A 25,823-nucleotide genomic window follows, 5' to 3' on the forward strand; every position below is an offset into this window, starting at 1 on the left:
TGCGGGTGAATTTACGTATTGAGGTTCATCACCCGGTCGACCGCGATCTCCAGAACCACCCGGCCGGGCGGATTCGGCGGGGCCGACCAATAGCGCTTGGCATAGCGCTTGACGCCCTCGGCCACCCGCGCCGGGTCGTCCGACACCGTGCCGGTGCCTTCCAGGGTGACCCAGGCGAAGCCCTCCACCTGGCACAGGACGGCCCGGCCGCCCGGGTTCGCCAGCACGTTGCGCGCCTTGCGCGAGGTGACGACCGTCATGACCCGGGCCAGCCCCGACGCCGCGTCCCAGGTGAACCGTACGGGCGCCACATGGGGCGAGCCGTCGGGCCGCAGGGTGGTCAGCGTGGCGGTGAGCGGCTCGGTGAGGAACGCCTCCACCGAGGCGGAGACCTTCACAGCGCTCGTCCGCCCTCGGGGCAGCGTCATGCGGATACGTCCTTCCAGGCGTTCCAGGGGGCCGTGGCCACAGCGGCCCGGCCCCCGTACATCGACCGGTGGCGCTCCTCCGCCAGGGGGGCGGAGGAGCGCCACGGCCTGCCCTGCCCTATGCGGCGGGCGGGCGGTTCACAAAGGTCACTTCTCGACGCCGGCGGCCTCGGGCGTGCCCGCGACCTCCGCGTCGCCGTCGCCCTGCGCGTGCGCCGAGCTCATCGACTGCGCGCCCTTCGGCATGAAGAACAGCGCGACCAGGAGGGCGCTGAAGCAGAGGATCGCGGCGGCGAGGAACGCGTGGTGGTTGGCCGTCGCCTGGATGTCGTGGATCTTGACGGGGTTGCCGCCGGTCTTGGCGAGCTTGTCCTCCAGGCCGTTGTACGCGATGGTCGCGATCACGGCGAGGCCGAGGGCGCCACCGGCCTCCTGGCTGGTGTTGATGAGACCGGCGCCGATACCGGCCTCCTCGTCCGGGATGCCGACGAACGCGGCGATCTGGAGCGTCACGAAGACCATGCCGCAGCCGAGGCCGAGCAGGACGAACGCGGGCAGCAGATGCGTCGCGTACGAGCTGCCGGCGCCGGTGCGCCACAGGATCAGCAAGCCGGAGGTGGTGAGCGTCAGACCCACGGCGAGCACCGGGCGGGCGGCCATCTTGGTGATCATGCCGGAGGCGGCGCCGGCGCCGAACGCCACCGCGAGGGCGAGCGGCACATAGGCGAAGCCGGCCTTCATCGGCGAGTATCCGAACGCCTGCTGCATGAAGAGGCTGGCGAAGAAGAACAGCGCACCGAACGTACCGAAGACCAGGATCGCGGAGAAGTTGGCGACGCGCATGGTCTTGAGGCGGAAGATGCGCAGCGGCATCATCGGAGCCTCGACCTTGGTCTCGATGACGAGGAAGGCGATGAGCAGGACGGCGACACCGATCAGGCTGCCGATCGTACGCGTGGTGCCCCAGCCGACGTTGATGGCCTCACCGAGGGTGAAGATGAGGAGCAGCAGACCGGCGGTGAGGGTCGCGGCGCCGGCGAAGTCGAAGCGCTGGCGCGGGGCGTCCGACTTGCTCTCGGGCAGGATCCGCGGGGCCAGGAGCACGACGCCCAGACCGATCGGCACGTTGATCCAGAAGATCCACTCCCAGCCCGGGCCGTCCGCCAGGACGCCGCCGAGCATCACGCCGACGATCGAGGCGATACCGGCCAGCGAACCCCACACGCCCAGCGCCTTGTTGCGCTCGGCGCCCTCGGGGAAGGTGTTGGTGAGGATCGAGAGCGCGGCGGGCGCGATCATCGAGGAGCCGAGGCCCTGGAAGCCGCGCGAGGTGATCAGCATGGCGGCGTTCTGCGCGAGGCCCGAGGTGAGCGAGGCGATGGCGAACACCACGAAGCCGGTCATCAGGAGCCGCCGGCGCCCGAAGGTGTCGGCGAGCCGGCCGCTGAGCAGCAGGAAGCCGCCGAGCACGGTGGAGTAGGCGGTGACGATGTAGTTGAGACTGACATCGGACATGTCGAGCCCGTCCTGGATGGACGGGAGGGCGAGGTTCACGATCGACACGTCGAGGAAGACCATGAACTGGCCCAGGCACAGGAATGCCAGGATCAGGCCGGGCTTCACGCCCGTCGCGGGTCCCGACCTCGGGAGTGAGTCGGCGGCAGCCATTACGAGACTCCTAAATCATGGGAAATCGAGTGGGTGAGAGCGCCCCCGGTGCTGCCGGATGGCTGCCGGACACAACCGCGTCCGCATACGGAACGCCGCCCGAGAGTTCTGTTCGGGACGCGGGCCATACGTGTCAAAGGCTGCTCTCCATCGGGGGCTTGTCGTACGGGCGCCCCCGAACGAGGGCGACGGACGCCCCACCGGCGCTGCCCCCCTCGGCTCGCCGGCCCGGACTCGTCCGTCACTGATATGACGGATCCCGCGCGGCGAATGTGACCGCTGGACGAAAAATAGTTTTAGAACGGTATCTGACCTGCGGCGATGCACCCGAAAAGCACGACGGCCCGGGTCCGCCGAAGCGGTCCCGGGCCGTTTTGAGCCCTTGTGCGGCCCGTGTGGGGCCCTTGTTCAGGCCTCTCTCAGGCGTCGAGCAGCACCAGATCGAGCGCGTCCAATCGCGCCGGGTCGGTGATGACCTCGATCTCGGTGATCACCGCGTCGGCGAAGCCCTCCTCGGAGAAACCCCCGTCGGAGAAGCCGAAGCTCATCACGCGGTAGCCGGGCTTGCCGCGGTCCGCCACCACACCGGGCGAGCCGTCCACCAGCGCGGGCTCGGCGGACTTGGCGAACTGGGCGAAGGTGAGCGCCTGTCGGGCCACGGCCGCGGCGCCGCGCAGCACGGTGGACGCCCCGGCGCGGTCGGCCGCGTACGAGCGGGCCACGACGTCGGGGTCGAGCACGGCGACCAGGGCGTCGAAGTCGCCGCCGCGGGCCGCGGTGAGGAACGCCTCGACGACCTCGCGCTGGCGGGTGAGGTCGGGGGCGGGCGGGGTGTTCACGCCCTGGACGCGGCGGCGGGCGCGGCTGGCCAGCTGCCGGGCGGCCGCGGGGCTGCGGTCCACGATGGGCGCGATCTCCTCGAAGGGCACCGCGAACATGTCGTGCAGGACGAACGCCAGCCGCTCGGCGGGGTCGAGCGTCTCCAGGACGACCAGCAGGGCCAGGCCCACCGAGTCGGCGAGGAGCGCCTGGTGTTCGGGGTCGGCGCCGTCCTCCGGGTCCAGGGCGGGCTCGGTGACCTGGGCTTCCAGCGGGTCCTCACGGCGGGCCCGGCGGGAGCGCAGCATGTCCAGACAGACCCGGCCCACGATCGTCGTCAGCCAGCCGACCAGGTTCTCGATGTCGTCCGTGTCGGCGCGGCTGAGCCTCAGCCAGGACTCCTGGACGGCGTCGTCGGCCTCGCTCAGCGAGCCGAGCATCCGGTAGGCCACCGCTCTCAGATGGCTCCGGTTCTCCTCGAATCGCTGCGCCAGCCACTCGCGCTCGTCCATCGGTCACATCCTTTTGGTTCGCGTCCCGTCAATCCCCTGACGAACCGGGCCCGGCAAATGTGACAGCGTCCGCCGCCGGTGGGCTCGTTCGCCGGTCCCCCGGCCGGCCAACTGTCGCACACCGCCGGGGAATCGGGTCCCCGGCCGTGTGCGACGCGGCTACCAGGGCAGTTCGCCCTGGTCCTGCACGAACGTGGCGGTGGGGCCGTCCGCGTCCAGGGTGGCGAGCTTCACCGCGATCGCCGCGCCCTGCTCGGCCGACTTGTAGCCCTCGCCGCCGGTGATGTCGGTGCGGCACCAGCCCGGGTCGACCGCGTTGACCTTGATCGGGGTGTCCCACAGCTCCTTGGCGTAGGACACCGTGACCATGTTGAGCGCCGTCTTGGAGGAGTTGTACGGCAGGTTGTTCACGTGCCAGATCGGGTGGTCCTGGTTGAGCACGTTGGTGAGCGAGCCCATCTCGCTGGACTGGTTGACGATCCGGCCCGCCGGCGACTTGCGCAGCAGCGGCAGGAACGCGTTGGTCACCGCGACCACACCGAACACATTGGTCTCGTAGATCGCGCGGATGGTCTCCGGCGAGGTGGTGCTGGGCCTGCCGTCCTCGTGCGGGACCGTGATGCCGGCGTTGTTCACCAGGATGTCGAGCTTGCCGTAGGCGAGGTCGATGTAGGTGGCGGCCTTCTTGATGCTCTCCGGGTCGGTCACGTCGATCTGCACGAAGGGCTGGCCGAGCTTCTCGGCGGCGGCCTTGCCGAGCTCCTCGTCGCGCGCGCCCACGATCGCGGTGATGCCCAGCTCACCGAGCTGTCGGGCGATCTCGAATCCGATTCCTTTGTTGGCACCTGTAATGAGGGCAATGGTCTTCATGGGGGGAATCCTTACAGTCGAATCTTGAACTCCACTTGAATGCAAGTGGTTCCGAGCGGATCAGCTCGCCGCGGCCCGGGGGCGCCGGGGCTTTGACCAGTTGCGCGTGATGGGGCGCTCGATCAGTGCGTACAGCGCCCAGGAGACGAGCAGGGCGATCGTGAATTCCACGAGGACGATGCCGATGGTCTGCGGCACCGAGTACATGGTGTGGCCGAGCCACTTGCGCCCGTAGGCGAGGACGACGAAGTGGACGAGGTAGAAGGCGAAGGAGACTTCACCGAGCCAGATCATCGCGCGATTGCGGAAGAGCGTGAACCGGTTCTTCGCGTCGGCGGTGGCGGCGGCCGCGATCAGGAAGATGATCGGGATGATGGTCATGGACCGCTGCGAGTAGAGGAACGGCACGTGGGAGGCCCACACATAGCTGCCGGCCAGCAGCAGGCTCGACCAGATCATGCCGATGTTCCACCAGCGGCCGTTGAGGACGGCCTGCGCGACCAGCATGCCGAGCGCGAAGTCGAGCAGCCGCACCGGCGGGAAGTTGTACGCGAACCAGTACTGGTGGGTGGAGGCGCGGGCGCCGAGCGCGAGGCCGCCGGGGAAGTTGGGGTCGTCCGGCAGCAGCAGATAGGTGAAGAACGGCGTGGCGATGATGGCCGCCGTCACACCGGATATCCAGTACTTGAGGTGCCCGGCCTTGATGCGGCGGAACACCTTGTGCAGCAGCGGGAAGGAAAGATAGAAGAGCAATTCACAGCCCAGCGACCAACTGGGCTGGTTCACACTGGAGAACACGTCGAACTTCGGGACCCATACGTGCACCATGAGCAGGTTCAGTATCGCGGTCCTGGTCGGCGTATAGGCAGAGGCGAAGAGGACCATCGCCAGGCCCCAGGTGATCGCGTAGTTCGGGTAGATCTTCACGATCCTGCGGCGCCAGAAAGCGCGTGTGGTGTCCGTTTCCCGGACGGCCCAGGTGAGGACGAATCCGCTGAGGACGAAGAAGAACGTGACGCCGAGGGCGCCCGCGTTCCGGGTGACGTCGAACCAGTCCATCGCCGCGTCCTCGTCCTTGACCAGGCGCAGGAACGGGAACGGCAGTCCGGTGTGGTTGAGGAAGACCAGGAGGGCCGCGGGGAAGCGCAGTCCCGTCAGCGACGGCAGCCGGGTCGCCTCCGGGCGCAGCCAGCCGTCCCGGGTGGCGACCGTGCGTAACCCGGACTTCCCCAGGCGCGCGGACCGTGCCCCGCGGGACGAGTCGGCTGCCGCGGTCGGCGGCCCGGCGCCGATCGTGTCGCCTTGAGTCATGGCAAACCCTCCTGAAGGCATGGGGAGTCGGCCTCTCGCCGTGATCAGGAGAGAGGTTCTCGGCACATCCGATCGTCGCCCACGCCAAGGGAGCGCCCCTTGAGCGATGCTCCGGGCCCCTTCAAGGATCTTGAGGATCCCGCTCCGCTTCAAGGAGGGGTCATCCGGGACAGCGCGGAGTTCGGTCAGAAGCTACAGGAACCGCACGTCCACGTACGGGAATTGCCTGCTCCAGGTCAGAAGAACGTCAGAGAAGTGTCAGATCCAGCCGTCCGTGGCTTTCCTCACAGCCGCCTCACACCGGCATCGGCTCGAAGTCCCAGTACGGCCGCGCCCCGCTCCTCATATAGGCGGTCTGGCGGTGGTTCTCGCCCAGCGCCACCGTCAGGGTCGTCACCGCGTCCCGGAGCAGCTCGGCGGCCTGGGCCCGGCGGCCGAGCGCCCGCAGGTCCTGGGCCAGGCCCGCCTGGAGGTTGACGGACAGGACGTGTGTCTGGCCGACCGAGGTGACCGCCCGCACCAGCGCGGAGCGGCCGAGCTCGGCCGCGCCCGGCAGATCGCCGTCGGCCGCCCGGGCCGAGGCGACGTTCATGGCGCACCCCAGCGTCCAGGGGTGGGCGTGGCCGAGCACCCGGGTGAAGGCCCTGAGGTTGCGCTCGGAGAGGTCGCGGGCGGCGCGGTGCTCGCCCGTCTCGCGCAGCACCAGGGCCACGTTGTCGTACGCGCCGATCGTGTACGGGTGGTCCGCGCCCAGCAGCTCCTCGTATCCGGCGGCCGCCTCGGCGGCCAGCTCGTGGGCCTCGTCGTGGCGGCCCAAATCCCGCAGCAGCATGGCGTAGTCGCAGGTGAACGCGGTCGCGTCGGCGCGTCGCAGCATCGCCTCGCGGGCCTCGTGCAGCAGCCCCCTGGCCCGCTCGGGCTCGCCGTCGCGGCGCAGGCACAGGGCCAGGTTGTGCTGGGCGGTGAGCGTCTGGGGGTGGTCGTCGCCCAGTATCTGCCGGTGCAGGCGGTGGTTGTACTCCTGGATGGTCAGCGCCTCCCCGTACCGGCCCATCAGCCGCAGCATCTGGGCCTTGTACAGCCCGGCCTGGAGGGTGAGGTGGTCCTTGCCGCCGAGAACGGAGATGCACTCCTCCAGGACCTCGTCGTGGCGCGAGAGCGACTTGGCGTAGTGGCCCTGGAGGGCGAGGGTGACCGCCAGGTTGTGGCGGATCGCGAGCAGCCGGGGCACCTTCCAGTCGCCGAGCAGGGCCGCGGTCTCGCCCGCCGCCTCCTCGAACAGGGCGCGCGCCTCGGCGTACTTGCCGAGCACCATCAGCGTGCCGCCCAGACCGTTCTTGGCGCGGACCACCTCGATGCCGCCGCGGCCCTCGGCCATCAGCCGCCGCAGGGTGTCGCGGCCCAGCTCCTCGGCGCGTCCGTACTCCCCCAACTGGCGCAGCATGTGGGCGAGTTGGTGGGTGGCGACCAGGACGAGGCCGTCGGTGGGGCCGGACAGGGGCCGCCAGGACTCCACGGCGAGGCCGCTGAGCCTGCGCCCCTCGCGGAACTCGCCGCGCACCCGCAGGTACTCGATGCAGTTGAGGACGAGGCGGCGCACGTCCGGGTCGGTGGAGGTGAGCGCGCCGGACGGCTCCAGGTGCGGGATGAGCTCGGCGTAGCGCGGCCAGTTGTGCGAGCCCGCCGGGTCGCGCGGATCGGCGGCGACCAGGACCCGGCAGGCGGTGGCGGTGGCCCGCTCGTGCTCCTGGTCGGGCAGGCTGCCGCGGACGAAGCGGTGCAGCAGCCGGTGGATGCGCAGGGAGCCGACGGTACGGGTGCCGAGCCGGCCGGGGTCGTCGTACTCCAGCGGCGTCGAGGTCACCCGGGAGAGCGTGCGCAGCGCCGAGTTCCAGCTGCTGGGGTCGGTGACCAGGGCGGCCAGGTGCGGCGGCAGATCGCTGACCCGGGCGTTCTGCAGGAGCCGCAGCGGTACGGAGTCCGGCGAGAAGTGGGCGAGGAGCTTCAGCAGCTCCCAGGCCTCGGCGGAGGTCTCGTGCAGGCTGTTGAGCGTCTTGGACCAGGCGGCCTGGAAGCTGGCCGGGTACTCGCGGGACGGCATGGTGGAGACGGTGTGCGGGTCGCCCTGGCTGATGCCGCGCACATAGTCGGCGATGGAGGCGGCCGGGTTGTTGGCGATCCAGGTGGCGGTCTGGTCGAGCAGCAGCGGCAGGTCCTGGACGGCCTCGGCGAGCCGGTCCGCGTCCTGCTCGCCGAGTCGCTCGGCGCGGCGCCGGGCGAAGGCGACGCTCTCCTCGCGGTCGAACGGCGGCAGCTGCACCAGCTGGGCGCTCAGGCCCGGCCACTCGGGCGAGTTGGCGGTGACCAGGACATGCCCGGGGCCCTCCGGGATCAGCTCGCCGACCGCCTCCGGGCTCTCCGCGCCGTCGAAGACGATGAGCCAGCGCCGGCCGGTCGTCTCCAGGGCGCCGCGCACGGCCGTGATGACCTCGCCGAGCCGGCTGCCCTGCGGCAGCCCCAGGGCCGGGGCGAGCGCCGCGAACCCCTCGCGGGCGCTGGCCTTGGCGGCGGCGCCGACCCACCAGACGATGTCGTACTCGCCCGCGAACCGGTGCACGTACTCCATCGCGGCCTGGGTCTTGCCGACGCCGCTCAGGCCGTGCACCACCACCCGGCCGCCCTCCTCGCCGGAGGCGGCCAGGATGTCGTGGACCCGCTCGAAGGCGTCCTCGCGGCCGGTGAACTGGCGGTTGCGGCGCGGCGCGTTCCAGATCCCGGGGCGGTCGTCGGGAAAGCGGATGGGCCGCTCCAGGACGACTCCGCCGGGGCGCCCCGGCGCCCCGGCGCACTCCAGGACCCGGCGGCGCGCCTCGTCGGGGCCGACCCCGCGCAGCGCGACGGGGCGCAGGGTGGCCGCGGCGGGCGGCAGCGGTTTGGCGGTGACGCTGACGGCGGCGACGCGGTCGCGGTGCAGCGGCAGCGTGTCGCGCAGCAGCCGGGCCCAGCCCTGGTACTTCTCCGAGTCGAAGCGCAGATACCAGTCGTCCAGGACCACCAGGATGTGGCCGGGCGGCTCCAGCAGGTCGGCGAGGGCCGAGTCGGCGGGCTTGAGGTGCAGCGGGTCCCACCTTATGAGGACGGCGGGGTGACCCGCCCGCTCCAACTGCTGCCCGATCCAGTCGGCCCAGGCCTGGCTCTGCCCGGCGAAGAGCACGGTGACACGGGGCGACTCCTCGGCCGGCTCGGGCAGCGTGGGCTCCACGGCGCCCTCGTGGTCGGACATGCGGCGGACTCCCTCGGCTCGGGCCGGAAGCTGCTGGTGCGCGCACTTTCAATTGTGCGTCACAAAGGTGTCAATGAGCAGGAGTTGACAGTCACGGGCGGCCCCGCTCGGGCCCGTCGGCCTGTGCAAGGCGGGCCGCGATGTGGCGGATCAGCCGCTCCAGGTCGGCGCAGTACACGCTGGGGTGGAGGAATCCGCTGTACGGGGCGTACCGGTGGGCGTAGTTGCCGCCCCCGCACACCTCCCGCACCGGGCACTCCGCACAGTCCCGCGAAAGGCCCGCGGCCCCCAACTGGCGGGCGGCGACGCCGGGATGGCGCAGCGCCCGGTCGAAGGAGTGGCGGAAGACGTCGAGTCCGGTGGCGGAGGCGCCCTCGTACGCCGAGCGCAGCGCGCCCGTCTGCTCGATCGCGCCGTCCGTCTCCACCACGACGGCCACCATCGGGGAGAGCCCCACCGACTCGACCGAGCTCGGCACGCCGAGGAGCAGCGCCACGATCTCCTGGAAGAGCCGCACCCCGGTCCGCATCCGATCGTCGTCCCACCACAGGTCGAAGACCCGCACCAGCCAGTCCCCGTACGGGGTGGGGCGCGCGCGCCGCCCCGGCACCGGGGCCGGGGCGATCCCGGGCGGCGGCGCGGCCCAGTTGCCGTGCGGCAGCAGCAGGTCGATGCCGGGCGGGCCGAGCGCCAGCAGCGAGCGGTAGACGTCCTCGGGGTCGGCGGCGAGGTCGACCGTGCACAGGATCCCCGCGTACGCGGCGGGGCGCCGGGCCAGCAGCCGGGCGGCCGCGGCGACGGCGGGCCATGAGGAGCGGCCCCGGCGGTCGGTGCGGCGGGTGTTGAGCCGGGCCGCGCCCCCGTCGAGGCTGAGCCCGACCCGGACGCGGGCGGCGGCGAGCCGGTCGAGGGTGCGCGGGGTGAGCAGGGTGCCGTTGGTCTGCACGGTCGCGGTGACCTCGCAGCCGCCGGGCACCACGCCCCGGACGGCCTCGCGCACGGCCCGGCGCACCTCGGCCGCGTACGCCACGACGGGACCGGCCCCGCCGAGCAGCGGCTCGCCGCCGTGCAGGTCAATGCGGAGCGCGGGCAGCCGGTGGGCGGCGGCGTGCTCGGCGATGCGCCGGGCGGTGCGGCGCACGGTCGTCTCGGGCACCCGGGCCGGGCGCTCGCGCCAACTCGCGTCCTGGCCGCGGTAGATGTAGCAGTAGTCGCAGGCGAGGTTGCACCGGCTGTGCACCTTCAGGACGAACTGCCGCAGCGGTACGGGCCGCACGGCGTCCGGGTCGAGTTCGCGGTGCGGCCAGCGGGGCTCCTCGGCGGTGGTCACGGCGCGTCTCCCGGGCGCACCTCGCCGGGGCGGACCGAGGGCGTGTCGGCGAAGTAGGCCCCCGCCACCTCCGTCGCGGGCGCGTCGCTGAAGTACGCCCCGGCGCGCCCGTCGGCCCCGGGCCGGTGGCACAGGTCGGCGAGGACCGCGGCGAGCACGGGGTGGGCGCACTCGTGCGGGGAGCGGGCCGCCAGGGGGCGCAGGTCCGGTAACGCCGCGGGGTCCGGCAGCGCCGTTGCCCCGTCCGTCGCGGTCGCCGTCACGACGCTCCCAGCTCGCCGTCGAGCCGGTCGGTCGCCGCCCGGCTCAGGGCCTCCGCCTCGGCGTCCGGCCGTCCCGCCGCCGCCGCTTCCGAAAGGATGCGCAGTACTTCAAGGTGCTCCTCCCGTGCCCGTGCCGGGCCCGCCGTCCGCTCAAGGAGTGACGCCCTCAGCTGGCGCGCCCTCGCCTCCGTCAGCGGCTCCCCGGCCGCCCTGCTCTCCTCCGCGGCCCGCAGCGCGTGGTCGGCCGCCTCGCCGAGCCGGGACGGCGAACCGGTGCGCTCCGACAGCAGCCGCAGCACCTCGGCGCGCAGCAGCCAGATCCGGGCGAGGACCGCGCTGCGGTCGGTGGCCCTGGCCGCCGCGCCCAGTATCCAGTGGGCCTCGTGCAGGTCGGAGAGGACCTCCTCGGCGTGGAAGCGCTGTACGTGCGCGGCGCCCAGCAGATAGCGCCGGCGGGCGAGTTCGGGGTCGGACTCGGAGGTCTCGTCGAGCGCCCGGCGCAGCGCGCGCACCGCGGCCCGGGCGTCGTCCACGGACTCCTTGGCCCGGGCCCGCGCGGTGAGCGCGTCGCCGAGCTCGGTGAAGGCGGCGGCGCGGCGCGGGTCGTCCGGGCCCATCAGCTCCAGCGCCTCCGACCAGGCCACCACCGCCGAGTCGAGGTGGGTGCGGCTGCGGGTCGACTCGTACCGCTCGCGCAGCACCTTCGCCATCCGCAGCAGGCACACGGCCTGGGCCTCGCGGTCGGGGCCGGCGTACCGGCGGGCCTGGTCGAGGGCCTGGAGCACGGTCAGCCGGGTGGCGTCGTCGGTCTCGGCCTGGGAGAGTTCCACGGCGTCGGCGACGTCCAGCCAGGCCCGGCTGACCTCGGCGTCGCTCAGCGCGCCCGGCGTGGGCGTCTCGAACCCGGCGTAGAGGTCCTTGGCGGCGCGGTCGGCGTAGGCGCGGGCGGTGAGCAGCGCCTCCTCGCCGGGGCCCGCGGCCGCGTGGTGGGCGAGGGCGAGCAGCAGCGAGCCGCGCAGCAGCAGGACGTCGGCGGTGCGGTCCTCCTTCAGGAGCGCGTCGGTGACCTGGACGGCGGTGTCCAGGCAGCCGCCCGTCCACTTCGGCTCCAGCTCCGCGAGCCGGCGCAGCACCCGGACCCGGGCCAGCGAGGCGGCCCGCCAGTCGGCGCGCTGGGCGGCGGAGGCCGGGGGGATCCCGCCGATTAGGGCGAGGCTGTTGTGGGCGCGGTTGAGGAACTCCAGGGCGACCTCGTGGGCCGAGCGCTCGACGGCGACCGCCGCCCCGCCCTCCCCCGGGCCTTCGCCGCCGGACTCCGCCCGCCCCCGGGCCTTCGCCGTCAGCCACCACGCCTCGTCCGCACCGGCCCGGCCCGACTCCGCCTCGTCCGCCATCGCCTCCAGGATCCGGGCGAGGGTCAGATGGGCCCGGCGCTCGTGCGGCAGCGCGTTCTCCACGGCGGACAGCGCCTCGCCCAGGTCCTCGCCGAGCCGCCGCAGCTCCCAGCGCAGCAGCAGCGCCTGCGCCAACTCCCCGTACAGATACGCCCGTTCGGCGACCCGCCGCTCGCCGCGCACGGCGGCGCCGAGCAGCTGGACGCCCATGTCGAGGTCGCGGACCGTGCCGTACGAACGGAACCGGTCCAGGCAGTCGCGGGCCCGCTCGGACAGCTCGCGCGCCCCCGCGCCCTCGGCGCCGCCCGGCTGGACGAACTGGTCGGGCCGGCCGAAGCGCCGCAGCACCTGTGCCGAGACCCGGGCGAAGACCCGCAGCCGGGCGTCGTCGGACGGCCCGGCGGGCGCGCTGCCGCCGGGGTCGACCGACCCGGCCAGGACGGCCGCGGCGAGCGCGGGAAAGTTGCGCACGGTCCGCCCGTAGCGCCGCTCCACGTACTCCGAGCAGTGCTTGAGCACGAGGATCGCGCTCCCGGCGCCGAGGTGCTCGAACAGCTCCTCGCGCACCCCGTCCAGGAAGGCGTAGCCGGGCAGCACGTCCCGGCCGCCGCTCTCCTCCTCGGCGACCCGCATCAGCCCGCTGAGCAGCACCTCGGCCAGCACCTCGGGCCCGCTGTCGACCAGCATCGCCCGCTGGACCAGCTGCATCACGGGCAGCACCAGCGGCGCCGCCGACAGACAGGCGGCGAGCTGGGCCGCGTCGGGCGAAGCGGTGGCGCGGAACGCGGCGACCCGCTCGGCGGGCGTCAGCGTCTGCTCGGCGCGGGCGCTTCCGGCGGCCGGGGCGTGGTCGGCGCGGACCCGGCCGACCGCCGCCTCCATGGTCTGCTCGGTCGAGCCGCTCACCAGCCGCGCCCAGGCGCCGAACGAGGACTGGCGCAGGGCGAGCACCGGCACCGGGATCCCCCGGGCGTCGCGGCCCCGCTCGGGCCTGCGCGGCCGGAACTCCAGCCGCCCGGCCGGGCCTTCGCGGCGCCGCAGCACGCCCTGCCGGGTGGGCAGGTGGGTGGAGCGCCACATGCGCTGGGGCAGCGGCTGGACCACGGCGAGCGGGGCGGTGCGCGCCCAGCCGTACAGCAGCCGGTGCAGCTGCCCGCTGCGCCACATGGGGCCCGCGCAGTCGCTGAGCAGCAGGGTCAGCTGGCGTCCGGCCGGGTCCCAGAACTGCGACGGGTCGACGAGGTGCCCGCCGGGGGCCACGCCGGTGCCGACGCGCGGCCGGCCGTCCGCGCCCTCGTGCAGATAGTGCAGCTGCACCTCGCGGAAGGCCCCGGCCCGCTCGCAGACCTGGCGCAGCTCGTCGAAGGTCTGCTCCCACACCACGGTCGAGGAGGACACGTCCATCAGCAGGGCGAGCCTGGCCTGGCGGCGGCGGTCGGGCTTGAGCACCGGGAGGATCAGCCCGGTGTCGGCCGCCCGGTCGGCGGTGGCCTGCTCGTCCAGGCGGCGGCCGGTGGTGCGGGCGGGCGGGCGGTAGTGCTGGAGGGGGCGCAGCGCCCGTTGCAGGGCGAGGGGTTCGGGCAGGGTGGCGGCGGCGGGCGCGGCCACCCGCACCCCGTCGGAGCCGCCCGGAGTGCTTCCGGCGTCACCGCCCGGGCCGGGGCCGGCGCCGGGCCCGGGGGTGAACAGATCGGCCTGGCCCTCGTACGTACGGACCACGGGCCCGCCGGAGGCTCCCTGTTCGGGGACGCGCTCGGCTGGGGCCGGGCCCACGCCGTCGACGGGGTCCGGCGGCTTGACGCCGGGGCCGGAGGCGACGGGCCGCACCGCGTCCGGGACCTGCGGCCGGGGCCGGGTGAGCGGCCCGGCGAAGCCCGCCAGCCACAGCGCGTCCGCCAGCTCCTGGGCGGTCGGCTGGATCTCCGCCTCCCGAAGGCGCGCCACCAGTGCCGTGAGCGTGGAGCTCACGGCGCTCTCGGCGGGGCGCGGGCCCCGGGCTGCGGTCATCGGGGTCACCGCTGCCTGGTGTCCAGCGGCCGCAGCAGCAGCTCGGCTATCTCCTCGCGCCGCTCCGGCCCCTCCTCGGTCACCTGCTGGGTGAGGAAGATGGCGTTCAGGAGCTGGTCGGTGGGGCGCAGTTCGCCGTCGCCGTCGTCGCGGGTGAACCGGCTGAGCAGATCGACGTTGCGCTCGTCGGCGCCGGGTCCGAAGTGGGCCTGGACGAAGGCCGCGAGGCGCTCCTCGCGCGGCGGCTCCAGGTGCAGATGGATGCAGCGGCGCAGCAGCGGCGCCGGGAAGTCGCGCTCTCCGTTGCTGGTCAGGACGGTGACCGGGAAGGCCTGGCAGCTGATCTTGCCGTTCGGCACCGCGACCCGGTGGCCGTCGTCGGTGAGGACCTCGACCACGTCGCGGCCCGGCCGGTCGGCGATCCGCTCCAGCTCGGGGAGCGGGAACTCGCCCTCCTCCAGCACGTTCAGCAGGTCGTTGGGCAGGTCGATGTCGCTCTTGTCGAGCTCGTCGATGAGCAGCACGCGCGGCCGCGTGGCGGGCAGCAGCGCGGTGCCCAGCGGGCCGAGCCGGATGTAGCGGCCGATGTCGTCGGCCTGGCCGTCGGCGAGCTGCGCGTCGTGCAGCCGCCCGATGGCGTCGTACGTGTAGAGCCCGTCCTTGAGCTCGGTGCGGCTGATGATGGGCCACTGCAGGACCCGGCCGAGGCCCAGTTCGTACGCGATGGAGTGCGCAAGGGTCGACTTTCCGGAGCCGGGTTCTCCGGTGATCAGCAGCGGGCGGCGCAGATACAGCGCGGCGTTGATCAGCTGGAGGGTCTCGGCGTCGTGCGCGGACAGCTCGGAGACGCGGTCGCCGAGCCTGCGCTTGGACGCGATGTCGATGTCCGGCACCGTGTACGGGCGCGGCTCGCCGCCGAAGGTGCGCCAGCGGGGTGGCGGGGGCAGCGCACGGATCCGCTCCGGATCCGGTGCCCCGAAGCCTCGGTAGATCAGCCAGTCGTCCATCGCTCGCTCCTCGTCGACGCTCGGCGGGGCACCACTTCCTGGCCACATGGCGTGGCGCCACGTGTCGTTGCGAGTCGAAGTCCAGTCGGAACGTACCCACTCCCGGGCCGCCGAAATGCGTTTTCCGGCCAGGACCTTGGCGAGCGGACGCACGGGCGGTCACAGCGGCGCTTGGCCGGGCGCACGGCGGCGCACGGCGTGCCCGCGCGGGGCGTGGCGGGGGGTCGGGTCACGGCGCGTCCACCCGCTCGTAGTCCGGCAGCGGCCGTCCCGGGTCGTCGTAGAGCATCGCCACACCCTCCGCCCAGTGCTGGGCATCCTTGGAATCGCTGATCTCCTCCCTGATACGGCGCAGCCGGTCCGGGAGTTCAGTGGGGTCCTTCGCCTGCCCGAGCAGATCGGCCGCCCCGGCGCGCAGGGCGACGCAGAGGTCGTGGCAGCCCTGCTCGGGGTGGCCGTCGGTGTGCCAGAGCGCCACTCCGTGGCCGGCCTCCAGCGCCATCCGCATGGCCGCGCCGCCCACCCCGCGTCCGGCGGGCCTGCACAGGACCGGCACCGCGCCCGGCTCCAGCTCGGCGAAGTGGCGCAGCCGGGGCGCCTTCCCCGGGAGCGGCGCGGGCACCGCGGCCAGCTCCTCGGCGGCCATCAGGCCGTCCCAGCGCTCGCGCCAGTCGGGGTCCACCTCGCCTCGCCGGTCGAGGTCGCGCAGCACCACCCGGCGCTGCACCCCGAGGTAGGGCGGCCGGTACAGGCGGCCGATCTCGGTGAGCTGCCAGCGGTGCACGGCGGTGTCGAAGTGGTCGGCGGGCAGGGCGACTTCGAGGGGCGCGGGGCAGTCGTCGGTGTCGACGCTCTGGAACGCGGTGACCAGCGGCCGGCGCAGCCGCCGGATCAGCTCGCCGGGGGCCACCCCCTCGCCGCTGCACTCCTCGGCCACGGGTCTGGAGCCCTCCCGGTCGCCGTCGTGCACCCGGATGCGCCAGTAGAACCGGTCGGGCGCGTCGGAGAGCGGCTCCAGCTCGACGGTGACGACGGCGCCGCCGCGCTCGACGGTGGGATAGGGCAGTACGGCGAGGATCTCCTCGGGCGCGCCGGGCCCGAGCACCGGCAGCAGCCCCTCGGGCAGCCGGGCCTCGGTGACCACGGTGTGCACCACCGGCGGGACCCCGCGCAGCCGCTCGCCCACCCAGGTGTCCAGCCGCGCCGGGTCGCCGCCGCGCCCGCGCTCGTACTCCACGACGAGCTTGAGGTAGTGCAGGAAGGCGATGGCGGGCATCGGGCGGTGCGCCTCGTAGAGCAGGCCGTGGCCGTCGCGCCAGGTGCGCGGGTCGGGCAGGCTGCCCGGCGGCGCGATCCCGCCGCGCGCCTTGCGGGCCAGCTTCGCGACCGGCGGCACCCCGCCGGGCCCGGGGACGGCGGCGAGCAGGTTCAGGGCGGCGCGCCGGTCGTACGGGCTCCACTGCTCGGGCGTGTGGTGCAGCCCGGCGGCGGGCAGCTGCTGCTGCCGGTCGACCCAGGTGTTGTAGCCGCTGAGCCTGGACTCGCCGCCGTGCCACCGGTCGTGCTCGGCGAGCACGGTCCGGTAGAGGTCGCCGAACCGGCGCAGCGCCGGGAGCGCGATGGCCCGGCCGCCGTCGCGCTCGATCCGGCGGGACTTCATCACGGCGACCACGGCGCCGGTCTGCGGATCGAGCACCGGCCCGCCGGAGACCCCTTTGGGAAACTCGACCTCGCTGAACCGGAGCCCGTAACTCCCGTCGTACGTACGGATGTTGATGGTGCTGTGCCAGCGCACCGGTTGCGCATCGGGCTTGAACCCGTAGACCACGGCGCCGCTCGCGCCGGGCGGCTCGGCGCAGTCGCTGAGCCAGACGCACTCGTGCTCCACGTCGTCGTCGAGGAGCCGGACGAGCGCCAGGTCCTGTTCGACGGGGATGTCGTCGCGCAGCTCGTCGTCGACCAGCCAGGCCGCGAGCCGGGCGGGCAGCGGGTCGCCGCCGAGCCGGTCGCTGCCGACGTGGAAGACCCGCTCGCGGTCCCGGCTCAGATGCGGCCGCAGGACGTGCGCGCAGGTCAGCACCCAGCCGGGGGCGACGAAGAACCCGCTGCCCCACATCGCGCCGCCACCGGCCGGGAGCAGGTGGACGGTGGCCGAGCGCGCCAGATCGTCGATGAAGGGGTCGTGGGCGTGCTCAGGCATCGGGCGAGCCGCCGGGGGCCGGGGCCGGGGCCACGACGGGCGGGTTCGGCGGCGGCGGGGGTACCGGGGGCGCGGGCTGGTCCGCGCGCCGCCAGGTGAGCGTGACCTGGATCGACGCCTTGGCCTCCCCGTCGGCGAGGATCGCGACGGCGGCCCCGGCCTTGGCGGTCAGCTCGACGCCGAAGCTGATGCTCGCCTCGTCGGGCCGTACGGCGGCGGCCGCGTCGAGCACGGACCGCCCGACGCCGCTGATCAGCTCACCGAGCCGCTCCACCTTGGCGACGGCGTTCTCGACCACCCCGACGTCGTCGTCGTCCGCCGCGTACCCCCCGGCCGTGGTCACCCGGGCGTACACCACGGTCCCGTCCGGCAGCTCGATCTCCCGTAAGTGCGCCATGGCCGCCCCCCTGAACCACTCGCATATTCACCTGACTTGAGATGACGAGGGTAATGGGCCGAACGGTTGCACGGGACCCCTTCACCGCGCCGGATACCCTGGAGGGGAACATCCCGGAGCACTCTCAGGAGCACGTTGTGTACTTCACCGACCGCGGCATCGAGGAGCTGGCGAAGCGGCGCGGCGAGGAGGAGGTCACTTTCGAGTGGCTCGCCGACCAGCTGCGCACGTTCGTCGACCTGAACCCCGACTTCGAGGTCCCGGTAGAACGCCTCGCCACGTGGCTGGCCCGCTTGGACGACGAGGACGAGGACGAGTAGGTCCGGGTGGACGACGGGGGCGAGGACGAGTAGGGCTGAGGCGCGGGGGCAGGTTTCCGGCCCGGCCTTCAGGCCCGGTCGGCTTCCGACCTGGCCTTTCAGGCTTCGCCCGGACCGCCTGGGCTCGACGCCCCCCTCGTTCTCGTTGTGGGCAGGCGTTCCGCAAGGGCGGAACGGGTGGGCACAACCCACCACCGGCCCGCAGCCAAACCCGCGCTCACGACCGCCCGCGCACCCTGTCGTACGCCAGCCCCAGTGCCCCATGGGCGACCAGGATCGCGCCCGCAGCGACCCACCCGCCGCTGCGCCGAGCCACCCCCCACCCCACCAGCGGCACCCCCACCGCCACCTGGACCACACCCACCACCCGGGCCCGCGGCCCCACCAGCCACGGCCCCAGCACCCCGCCCTCGACCACGTCGAGCTCCGCGCGGACCGCGTCCCGCCAGCCTGACCACTCCACCGGCTCCGCCCCCGTCGCCGCCGCGACCGACCGCAGCCGGTCCGCGGACTCGCCCGGCGAGAGCCCGACCGGCAGCGCGACGCCCGCGCGGGCGAGCACCGCGGTGAGCCCGAGCAGCCGCGCCCGCGCGTCGGCCGCCGGATCCGGCCGGGTGAGCCGGTCGAGCTCCTCCAGATCGAGCACGGGATCGAGCCCGAGCCGCGCCGCGAACGTACGCATCGCCTCGTCCTCCCCCGCCGCCGTCCCGTCGGCCAGCCACACATAGCCGACCGTGCGGCGGAACCCGGCGGCCAGCGTGCACCCGGCCCGGCCCTCGTCCCACCACAGCGCCACCACGGGCCAGCTCGCGCCGACGGCGAGCGCGGCCGCCCACCCGGCGAGCACCTGGTCGACCGGGTCGGCACCGCCCTGCCACGGCTTGCTTTCCGGGACCAGCACGCTCCAGCCGTCCCCGGCCGGGGCGAGCAGCATCCGCTCGCGCAGCAGGTGCGCGGCGGGGCGGACGGCCGCGGGCTCGGCGCGGCACAGCAGCAGGGCTCCGGGGGCGGAAGCGGGGACGGCGCCCGAGACGCTGGACATGATCCATACGCTAGGGCAATTCACCCGTTTCCACCCACCGTCCCCCATTCCAGGACTCCTCCTTGACTTCCCCCATCCGCGATATATCGTGTCCATCAGCAGACGCGATATGTTGCGTATGACCCGCCCAGGGAGGGCAGAGCCATGGCCGAGTCGACGTGGACCGTTTCGGAGCCGCGCACACTCACCTTCGACGCTCCGGTGACCGCGCTCAACGTGCGGATCGTCAACGGAACGGTGAACGTCGTGGGGACCGAGGAAGGTTCCGCGCGCCTGGAGGTGTCCGCCCTCGACGGACCGCCACTGATCGTCACCCAGGAGGGCTCGACGCTCACCGTCGCCTACGAGGACCTGCCCTGGAAGGGCTTCCTGAAGTGGTTCGACCGCAAGGGCTGGCGGCGCAGCGCGGTCGTCTCGCTCACGGTGCCGTCCGCGTGCGGGGTCGAGGTGGGCGTGGTCGGCGCGGCCGCCGTGGTCTCCGGGATCCGGGGGCGTACGGACGTACGCGGCGTCACCGGCGACACCACACTGGTGGGCCTGTCCGGCTCGGTCCGCGCGGACACCGTCTCCGGGAACGTGGAGGCCCAGGCCGTCACCGGCGACCTCCGCTTCCAGTCGGTCTCCGGCGATCTGACGGTGATCGAGGGCGCGGCCACGTCCGTACGGGCGGAGTCGGTCAGCGGCGACATGGTGCTCGACCTGGACCCGTCCGGGAGGCCCGCCGACGTCAAGCTGACCACGGTGTCCGGCGAGATCGCCATCCGCCTGGAGCACCCGGCCGCGGACGCCACGGTCGAGGCGAACACCACCAGCGGCGCGGTCTCCAACGCCTTCGACGACCTGCGGGTCAGCGGGCAGTGGGGCGCCAAGAGGATCACCGGGACGCTCGGCGCGGGCACCGGCACGCTGCGGGCGACCACGGTCTCCGGCTCGATCGCCCTGCTGCGCCGCCCCGAGCCGCACGACACGGCGGAGCCGACCGCCCCCTCGACCAAGAAGGTGCTCTGACATGCCCCCCGTCTTCGCCCACGGCCGCCTGCGGCTCTACCTCCTCAAGCTGCTCGACGAGGCCCCGCGCCACGGGTACGAGGTGATCCGCCTCCTGGAGGAGCGCTTCCAGGGCCTGTACGCGCCGAGCGCCGGCACGGTCTACCCGCGGCTCGCCAAGCTGGAGGCGGAGGGCCTGGTCACCCACACCACCGAGGGCGGCCGCAAGGTGTACTCCATCACCGACGCGGGCCGCGCCGAACTCGCGGGCCGCAGCGGCGAGTTGGCCGACCTGGAGCTGGAGATCCGCGAGTCGGTCTCCGAGCTCGCCGCCGAGATCCGCGCGGACGTCCGGGGCGCGGCGGGCGACCTGCGCGACGACGTGCGCCGCCAGGCGCGCGAGACGCGGGCGTCCGGTACGGCGGACGGCGAGTCCTGGCTGCAGGCCAAGGAGGAGTTCAAGCGCGCCAAGCAGGAGTGGAAGGAGCAGGCGCGCCGCGCGAAGGACGAGTCGCGCCGGGCCCGCGAGGACGCCCAGCAGGCCCGCCGCCAGGCGAAGGAGGCGCAGGACACCGCGCGCGAGCAGATGCAGCGGGTGGCGGAGCAGGTGCAGGACCACTTCGCGCGGGGCGACTGGCCTACGGGCGTACGGGAGGGGCTGGCCGAGATCACGAAGGAGCTCGGCCGCTTCGCCCGCCCCCCGGCGAAGGAGCCCGCACCCCCCGCCTGGGCCGACGACCCGGCCACCGGCAACCCGGCCCGCGACCTGGACCGCCTCCTGGACCGCTTCCGCGACGACATCCGCGACGCGGCCCGCGACCACGGCGTGACGGAGCCCCAACTCCGCGAAACCCGCCGCCACTTGTCGACGGCGGCGGCCCACATCGGAGCGATCCTGCGGGGCGGGACGGGTTGAGGCTTTCTCGGGTGCTCCGCCCCCGAGCCCCCTGTTCGCCTGCGGCCCGGCGGGGGCCGTTCGCGCAGTTCCCCGCGCCCCTTGGTCGGCCCGGTGGTTGTCTGCGGGTGGTGTGTGGCTGGTCGCGCCCACGCGGCGGAGCCGCAAATGTCACAGCCCCGCGCCCCTAAAAATGCCGCTGCGCGGCATCCTTCCAGGGGCGCGGGGAACTGCGCGAGCAACCCAGCACGGTCCGCAGACGAACGGGGCCGGGGCGCAGGGGCCGCAGGCCCCGCCCGGGGGGAGGCGGACCTCAACCCTCACCCGGCCGCCCGCCCAGGGCTTCAGGGAAGGGGCGGGGCGGGGGCAGACTGAGGCCGTGATCGACTTCCTCGGCACCTCCGACACCCCCACCCTCCCCACCACCTGGCACGCAGGCCACCCCTCCCCCAAACACGACCCCGCCCCCGAAATCCAGATCCACCACGCCACACCCCACACCGTCCTCCTCCGCCAGAACAAGTCCGTCCACTTCGAGGCCCCCTTCCTCTTCCTCCTCTTCGGGAATGAGCGCGCCCTCCTCCTGGACACCGGCGCCAGCGCCGACCCCGCCCACTTCCCGCTCCGCGAAACCGTCGACGCCCTGATCGACGACTGGCTGACTCACAACCCCCGGCCGGAATATGGGCTGCTCGTCGCCCACACCCACGGCCACGGTGACCACATCGCCGCCGACGGACAGTTCGCGGACCGCCCCCGCACCACCGTCGTCCCGCCGGGACTAGACGACGTGGTCGGCCACTTCGGGTTCGATGACTGGCCGCACAAACCCGTCGAGCTCGACCTCGGCGGCCGGATCCTCGACCTCATCCCCGGCCCCGGCCACCACCCCGCCGCCGTCGTCTTCTACGACCGGCACACCCAGACCCTGCTGACCGGCGACTCGCTGTACCCGGGGCGGCTGTACGTCGACGACGCCACCGCGTACGCCGAAACCGCCGACCGGCTCATCGAGTTCTGCGCCACCCACCCCGTCTCCCACGTCCTGGGCTGCCACATCGAGATGACCACCACCCCGGACGAGGACTACCCCCGGGGCACCACCTACCAGCCGGACGAGCCGCCGCTCCAGCTCACCGCCGCGCACCTGCACACCCTGCGCCGCGCGCTCGCCGAGACCGACGGCCGCCCGGGCTCCCATCCGTACGGGGACTTCATCCTCGTACACCGGGGGTGACGGAGAAGCGGCGTCAGGCGCGGGGCGCCACCGTCACGGTCACCGTCGCCCCCGCCACCGCCCGCACCGACAGCCCCCGGACCGCCCCCGGCCCCGCGACCCGGATCCGCCACCCCCGCGGCGCCGACGGCACCGACAACTCCGTGGCGCCGCGCCCCGCCACGTACACAAGCCGGTACGTCCGCGTCGACGGGTCGTACGCCTCCGACCGCACCCGCCCCGCCACCGCCCGCGCGTACGGCGTCGCGGTCAGCGCCTTGTTGCCCCGCAGCGCACCCCCCGCGTCGGCCGCGCAGTAGCCGCCCCCGTAGCACCACACATAGCCCGCCCAGCCGGAGGTGTAGCGCGCCAGCGAGGCGAGCGCGTCGGTGTAGAACCGGGCCATGTGCGGGAGTTCGCTGTTGAGCGGGCCCCACTCGCCCACCACCACCGGCACCCCGTACTTCTTCGGATAGGCCGTCACGGCGGACTCGTACGACTCGATCCAGCCCGCCGACGGATCGTAGTCCGCGCCCGCCTCCATCTCGGTGTTGTAGAAGTGCGGCGCGTACACCGCCTTGGGGTCCTTGATCTTGCCCAGGCCCGTCGGCACGCCCTCCCCCACCGCCGGGGTGGGCTCCACGAAGACCCAGTGCCGCCGGTCCGCCGAACGCACCGCCCGCGCCAGGCGGTTGTACATCGGGGTGAGCTGCTCGGCCTCGATCCGGCGCGCCGCCGTCGCCGGGTCCTCGCCCTCCCGGAACTCGCCCATCGGCTCGTTGATCAGGTCGTAGCCGAGGACCGCCGGGTGGTGCGCGAACCGCCGCGCCAGCACCTGCCACATCGCGGCCTGCGCCCGCCGCAGGTCCTCGTCCCCGTACAGATGGGTGAACGCCCGTTGCACGGCGGGCTCGTAGTACTCGGAGAACCAGTCGTCCGGGTGCGGGGTGAACGGCAGCCCGTCCGTCCGCGTCGCCCACTCGGGGATGCCCCGGTGCCCGAACGCCGGGCCGAAGACGTCCTGGTGGGCGTCGATCAGCACCCGGACGTCATAGCGGTGCGCCCAGTCCAGGATCCGTTCGATCTTGCGGAGGTACGGCCGGCTGTACTGCCCGCGCACCGGCTCCAGGTCGTCCCAGAAGACCAGCAGCCGGGCGAAGCCGAAGCCGTGCGCCCGCAGGTCGCGGAAGGTCCTCTCGGTGATCGCGGAGAGCGCCTGGTCGCCCCGGTGCGCCTTGTCCTCCACGTTCCAGCCCCGGAGCGTGAGCGCGCGCCCCTGCTCGTCGGTGAGCCGGGGGACGGCGCCCGCCTCCCGGGCGTGGGCGGCGGGCGCGACCGCACCGGCCGCAAGGACCACACAACAACCCACTACTGCAAGGAACTTGTTCGTACGCATGGGACACCCTCCGGCACGTTGTCGAACAGCGTGCGGAGATCAGATCAGTGGCCCGTGGGCTCCATCAAGACGTCGTCAGCACGATCTTCCCGAAGACGTCGCCCGACTCGATCTTCTCGAAGCCCTCGCGGGCCCGCTCCAGCGGCAGCACCTCGTCGATGACCGGCCGTACGCCCGTCGCCGCGCAGAACGCGAGCAGGTCCTCCAGCTCATCCTTGGTGCCCATGGTCGAGCCGACCACCTTCAGCTCCAGGAAGAAGATCCGGGTCAGCTCCGCGTGCGCGGGCCGGTCGCCGCTGGTGGCGCCGGAGATGACCAGCGTGCCGCCGGGCTTGAGCGACTTGACCGAGTGCGACCAGGTGGCCGCGCCGACCGTCTCGATCACCGCGTCCACCCGCTGCGGCAGCCGCGCGCCCGGCTCGTACGCCTCCAGGGCGCCCAGCTCGACCGCCCGCTTCCGCTTGGCCTCGTCGCGGCTGGTGGCGTAGACCCGCAGTCCGGCGGCCTTGCCGAGCACGATCGCGGCGGTCGCGACCCCACCGCCCGCGCCCTGCACGAGGACGGAGTCGCCGGGCCGTACGCCCGCGTTGGTGAAGAGCATCCGGTACGCCGTGAGCCAGGCGGTCGGCAGACAGGCGGCCTCCGCGAAGCTGAGCTCCTTGGGCTTGGGCAGCACGTTCCAGGTCGGCACGGCGACCTGCTCGGCGAAGGTGCCCTGGTACTTCTCGGTGAGGATGGAGCGGCCCTCGCCCGGGCCCACCCCGTGGCCCGTCTGGCCGATGACGGAGTGCAGGACGACCTCGTTGCCGTCCTGGTCGACCCCGGCCGCGTCGCAGCCCAGGATCATCGGCAGCTTGTCCTCGCCGAGGCCGACCCCGCGCAGCGACCACAGGTCGTGGTGGTTGAGCGAGGCCGCCCGGACGTCGATGAGGGACCAGCCCGGGCGTACCTCGGGGGCGGGCCGCTCCCCCAACTCCAGACCGGAGAGCGGCTGGTCACGGTCGATGCGTGCGGCATAGGCGGCGAACATGGCCTGACCCTAGAACGCGTACGGGACGCGGCGGAACCTCATCGAGGTGTGAGCCGCGTCCCGTACCGCGCCCCAAAGGGGCGCGGGGAACTGCGCGACCAGCCACGCACGGTCCGCAGACGGACAGTGCGACCCGGCAGGGAGGCGTCAGCGACGGGCCACGCCCTCCGCCCGCGCGGCAGCGGCAACGGCCGCCGTCACGGCAGGAGCAACCCGCTCGTCGAACGGGGACGGGATCACGTAGTCCGCGGCCAGCTGGTCGCCGACGACGTCGGCCAGCGCGTTGGCCGCCGCGATCTTCATGCCCTCGGTGATCCGGGAGGCCCGGACCTGGAGGGCGCCCGCGAAGATGCCCGGGAACGCCAGCACGTTGTTGATCTGGTTCGGGTAGTCCGAACGGCCCGTGGCGACCACCGACGCGTACTTGTGCGCGGTGTCCGGGTGGACCTCCGGGTTCGGGTTGGCCATGGCGAACACGAACGCGCCGGGCGCCATCGAGGCCACCGCGGGCTCGGGGACCGTACCGCCGGAGACGCCGATGAAGACGTCCGCGCCGGCCAGGGCGGTCTCCAGGGAGCCGGTCAGGCCCGCCTTGTTGGTGATCTCCGCGAGCTCGCGCTTGACGTCGGTCAGGTCCTGGCGGTCCCGGCTGACGATGCCCTTGCGGTCGGCGACCGCCACGTCGCCGAGGCCCGCCTCCAGGAGGAACTTGGCGATGGCCACGCCGGCCGCGCCCGCGCCGGAGATCACGCCGCGCAGCTCGCCGAGCGTGCGCCCGGTGAGCTTCGCCGCGTTGCGCAGCGCCGCGAGGGTGACCACGGCGGTGCCGTGCTGGTCGTCGTGGAAGACCGGGATGTCCAGGGCCTCCTGCAGCCGCCGCTCGATCTCGAAGCAGCGCGGCGCGGAGATGTCTTCGAGGTTCACTCCACCGAAGGAGGGCGCCAGGCGCACCACCGTCTCGATGATCTCGTCCGTGTCGGTGGTCGCGAGCGCGATGGGCACCGCGTCGACCCCGCCGAACTGCTTGAAGAGGATGGCCTTGCCCTCCATCACGGGGAGGGACGCCTCGGGGCCGATGTCACCCAGTCCGAGCACGGCCGTGCCGTCCGTGACCACGGCGACGACCTGGGACTTCCAGGTGTAGTCGTGGACCAGGTCGGGGTTCTCCGCGATCGCGGTGCACACCTTCGCCACACCCGGCGTGTAGGCCAGGGACAGGTCGTCCCGGTCCCGGATGGGCACGGTGGCCTGCACGGCCATCTTGCCGCCCCGGTGCAGGGCGAAGGCCGGATCGAAGGGCTCCTCCGAGGAGCCCTGGTCGGTACTGCTGTCGCTGCGAGGATTGACGATCTCCGCTGCCATTTTGATTTGACCCCTTAAGTCTTCATCAGTTGAGGGTGGCCACTCCTTGTTGAGGAGGGGTGGGTGGGCACCACGCACGTTCCCCG

20 protein-coding genes are annotated in these 25,823 nt (G+C 73.2%); 4 read left to right on the forward strand and 16 right to left on the reverse strand.

Going from position 1 to position 25,823, the window contains the following annotated elements:
* Nucleotides 1–11 precede the first annotated feature (11 nt).
* From QIY60_RS06850 to QIY60_RS06905, 12 genes are all read right to left on the reverse strand, one after another.
* A complete protein-coding gene (locus tag QIY60_RS06850) occupies nucleotides 12–428 on the reverse strand; it encodes a TIGR03618 family F420-dependent PPOX class oxidoreductase (RefSeq protein ID WP_283141635.1) in 417 nt (138 codons plus the stop codon).
* A gap of 147 nt (nucleotides 429–575) precedes the next feature.
* Nucleotides 576–2,096, reverse strand: coding sequence for an MFS transporter (locus QIY60_RS06855; RefSeq protein ID WP_283141636.1), 1,521 nt, complete (start codon nucleotides 2,094–2,096; stop codon nucleotides 576–578).
* Between the two features lie 419 nt (nucleotides 2,097–2,515).
* A complete protein-coding gene (locus QIY60_RS06860) occupies nucleotides 2,516–3,427 on the reverse strand; it encodes a sigma-70 family RNA polymerase sigma factor (RefSeq protein ID WP_283141637.1) in 912 nt (303 codons plus the stop codon).
* A 159-nt stretch (nucleotides 3,428–3,586) separates the two neighbouring features.
* Entirely contained in the window at nucleotides 3,587–4,297 is a 711-nt protein-coding gene (locus QIY60_RS06865; RefSeq protein ID WP_283141638.1) for an SDR family oxidoreductase, read from the reverse strand.
* 60 nt (nucleotides 4,298–4,357) lie between these two features.
* Complete coding sequence (locus QIY60_RS06870) at nucleotides 4,358–5,608, reverse strand: acyltransferase (RefSeq protein ID WP_283141639.1); 1,251 nt, start codon at nucleotides 5,606–5,608, stop codon at nucleotides 4,358–4,360.
* Nucleotides 5,609–5,903: 295 nt separating this feature from the next.
* Nucleotides 5,904–8,891, reverse strand: a complete 2,988-nt coding sequence (gene fxsT, locus QIY60_RS06875; RefSeq protein ID WP_283141640.1) for an FxSxx-COOH system tetratricopeptide repeat protein — start codon at nucleotides 8,889–8,891, stop codon at nucleotides 5,904–5,906.
* Nucleotides 8,892–8,982: 91 nt separating this feature from the next.
* A complete protein-coding gene (locus tag QIY60_RS06880; RefSeq protein ID WP_283141641.1) occupies nucleotides 8,983–10,221 on the reverse strand; it encodes an FxsB family cyclophane-forming radical SAM/SPASM peptide maturase in 1,239 nt (412 codons plus the stop codon).
* A complete protein-coding gene (locus QIY60_RS06885) occupies nucleotides 10,218–10,484 on the reverse strand; it encodes a hypothetical protein (RefSeq protein WP_283141642.1) in 267 nt (88 codons plus the stop codon). Before QIY60_RS06885 ends, QIY60_RS06880 begins: the two co-directional genes overlap by 4 nt.
* Nucleotides 10,481–13,885, reverse strand: a complete 3,405-nt coding sequence (locus QIY60_RS06890) for an SAV_2336 N-terminal domain-related protein (RefSeq protein WP_283141643.1) — start codon at nucleotides 13,883–13,885, stop codon at nucleotides 10,481–10,483. The genes QIY60_RS06885 and QIY60_RS06890 overlap by 4 nt, the downstream gene beginning before the upstream one ends.
* A gap of 5 nt (nucleotides 13,886–13,890) precedes the next feature.
* On the reverse strand, nucleotides 13,891–14,892 hold the full coding sequence (locus QIY60_RS06895; protein WP_283141644.1) for a MoxR family ATPase: 1,002 nt from the start codon (nucleotides 14,890–14,892) through the stop codon (nucleotides 13,891–13,893).
* A gap of 229 nt (nucleotides 14,893–15,121) precedes the next feature.
* Nucleotides 15,122–17,092, reverse strand: a complete 1,971-nt coding sequence (locus QIY60_RS06900) for a trypsin-like peptidase domain-containing protein (RefSeq protein WP_283141645.1) — start codon at nucleotides 17,090–17,092, stop codon at nucleotides 15,122–15,124.
* Nucleotides 17,085–17,489: a CU044_2847 family protein gene (locus QIY60_RS06905; protein WP_283141646.1), complete on the reverse strand. Its 405-nt coding sequence runs from the start codon at nucleotides 17,487–17,489 to the stop codon at nucleotides 17,085–17,087. Before QIY60_RS06905 ends, QIY60_RS06900 begins: the two co-directional genes overlap by 8 nt.
* Nucleotides 17,490–17,626: 137 nt before the next feature.
* On the opposite strand from QIY60_RS06905, the gene QIY60_RS06910 reads away from it, so the two are divergent.
* On the forward strand, nucleotides 17,627–17,809 hold the full coding sequence (locus QIY60_RS06910; RefSeq protein ID WP_101390066.1) for a DUF6104 family protein: 183 nt from the start codon (nucleotides 17,627–17,629) through the stop codon (nucleotides 17,807–17,809).
* A gap of 217 nt (nucleotides 17,810–18,026) precedes the next feature.
* Here the strand turns inward: QIY60_RS06910 and QIY60_RS06915 are convergent, their stop codons facing one another.
* Entirely contained in the window at nucleotides 18,027–18,851 is an 825-nt protein-coding gene (locus tag QIY60_RS06915; RefSeq protein WP_283141647.1) for a hypothetical protein, read from the reverse strand.
* Nucleotides 18,852–18,995: 144 nt separating this feature from the next.
* On the opposite strand from QIY60_RS06915, the gene QIY60_RS06920 reads away from it, so the two are divergent.
* From QIY60_RS06920 to QIY60_RS06930, 3 genes are all read left to right on the forward strand, one after another.
* Nucleotides 18,996–19,859 (forward strand): DUF4097 family beta strand repeat-containing protein, encoded by an 864-nt coding sequence (locus tag QIY60_RS06920; RefSeq protein WP_283141648.1) that lies wholly within the window; start codon nucleotides 18,996–18,998, stop codon nucleotides 19,857–19,859.
* Between the two features lies 1 nt (nucleotide 19,860).
* Nucleotides 19,861–20,754 (forward strand): PadR family transcriptional regulator, encoded by an 894-nt coding sequence (locus QIY60_RS06925; protein WP_283141649.1) that lies wholly within the window; start codon nucleotides 19,861–19,863, stop codon nucleotides 20,752–20,754.
* Between the two features lie 358 nt (nucleotides 20,755–21,112).
* Complete coding sequence (locus QIY60_RS06930) at nucleotides 21,113–21,970, forward strand: MBL fold metallo-hydrolase (RefSeq protein ID WP_283141650.1); 858 nt, start codon at nucleotides 21,113–21,115, stop codon at nucleotides 21,968–21,970.
* A gap of 13 nt (nucleotides 21,971–21,983) precedes the next feature.
* Here QIY60_RS06930 and QIY60_RS06935 read toward each other — a convergent pair whose 3' ends face one another.
* The 3 genes from QIY60_RS06935 to QIY60_RS06945 form a co-directional block, all read right to left on the reverse strand.
* Nucleotides 21,984–23,345 (reverse strand): cellulase family glycosylhydrolase, encoded by a 1,362-nt coding sequence (locus tag QIY60_RS06935; protein ID WP_283141651.1) that lies wholly within the window; start codon nucleotides 23,343–23,345, stop codon nucleotides 21,984–21,986.
* 64 nt (nucleotides 23,346–23,409) lie between these two features.
* Nucleotides 23,410–24,375 carry a zinc-binding dehydrogenase gene (locus tag QIY60_RS06940; RefSeq protein ID WP_283141652.1) on the reverse strand — a complete coding sequence of 322 codons (966 nt, stop codon included), beginning with the start codon at nucleotides 24,373–24,375 and terminating at the stop codon, nucleotides 23,410–23,412.
* 147 nt (nucleotides 24,376–24,522) lie between these two features.
* Nucleotides 24,523–25,737, reverse strand: a complete 1,215-nt coding sequence (locus QIY60_RS06945) for an NADP-dependent malic enzyme (RefSeq protein WP_283141653.1) — start codon at nucleotides 25,735–25,737, stop codon at nucleotides 24,523–24,525.
* Between the last annotated feature and the right edge of the window lie 86 nt (nucleotides 25,738–25,823).

The sequence above is a fragment of the Streptomyces sp. BPTC-684 genome (genome assembly GCF_030028635.1).
GTDB lineage: Bacteria > Actinomycetota > Actinomycetes > Streptomycetales > Streptomycetaceae > Streptomyces > Streptomyces noboritoensis.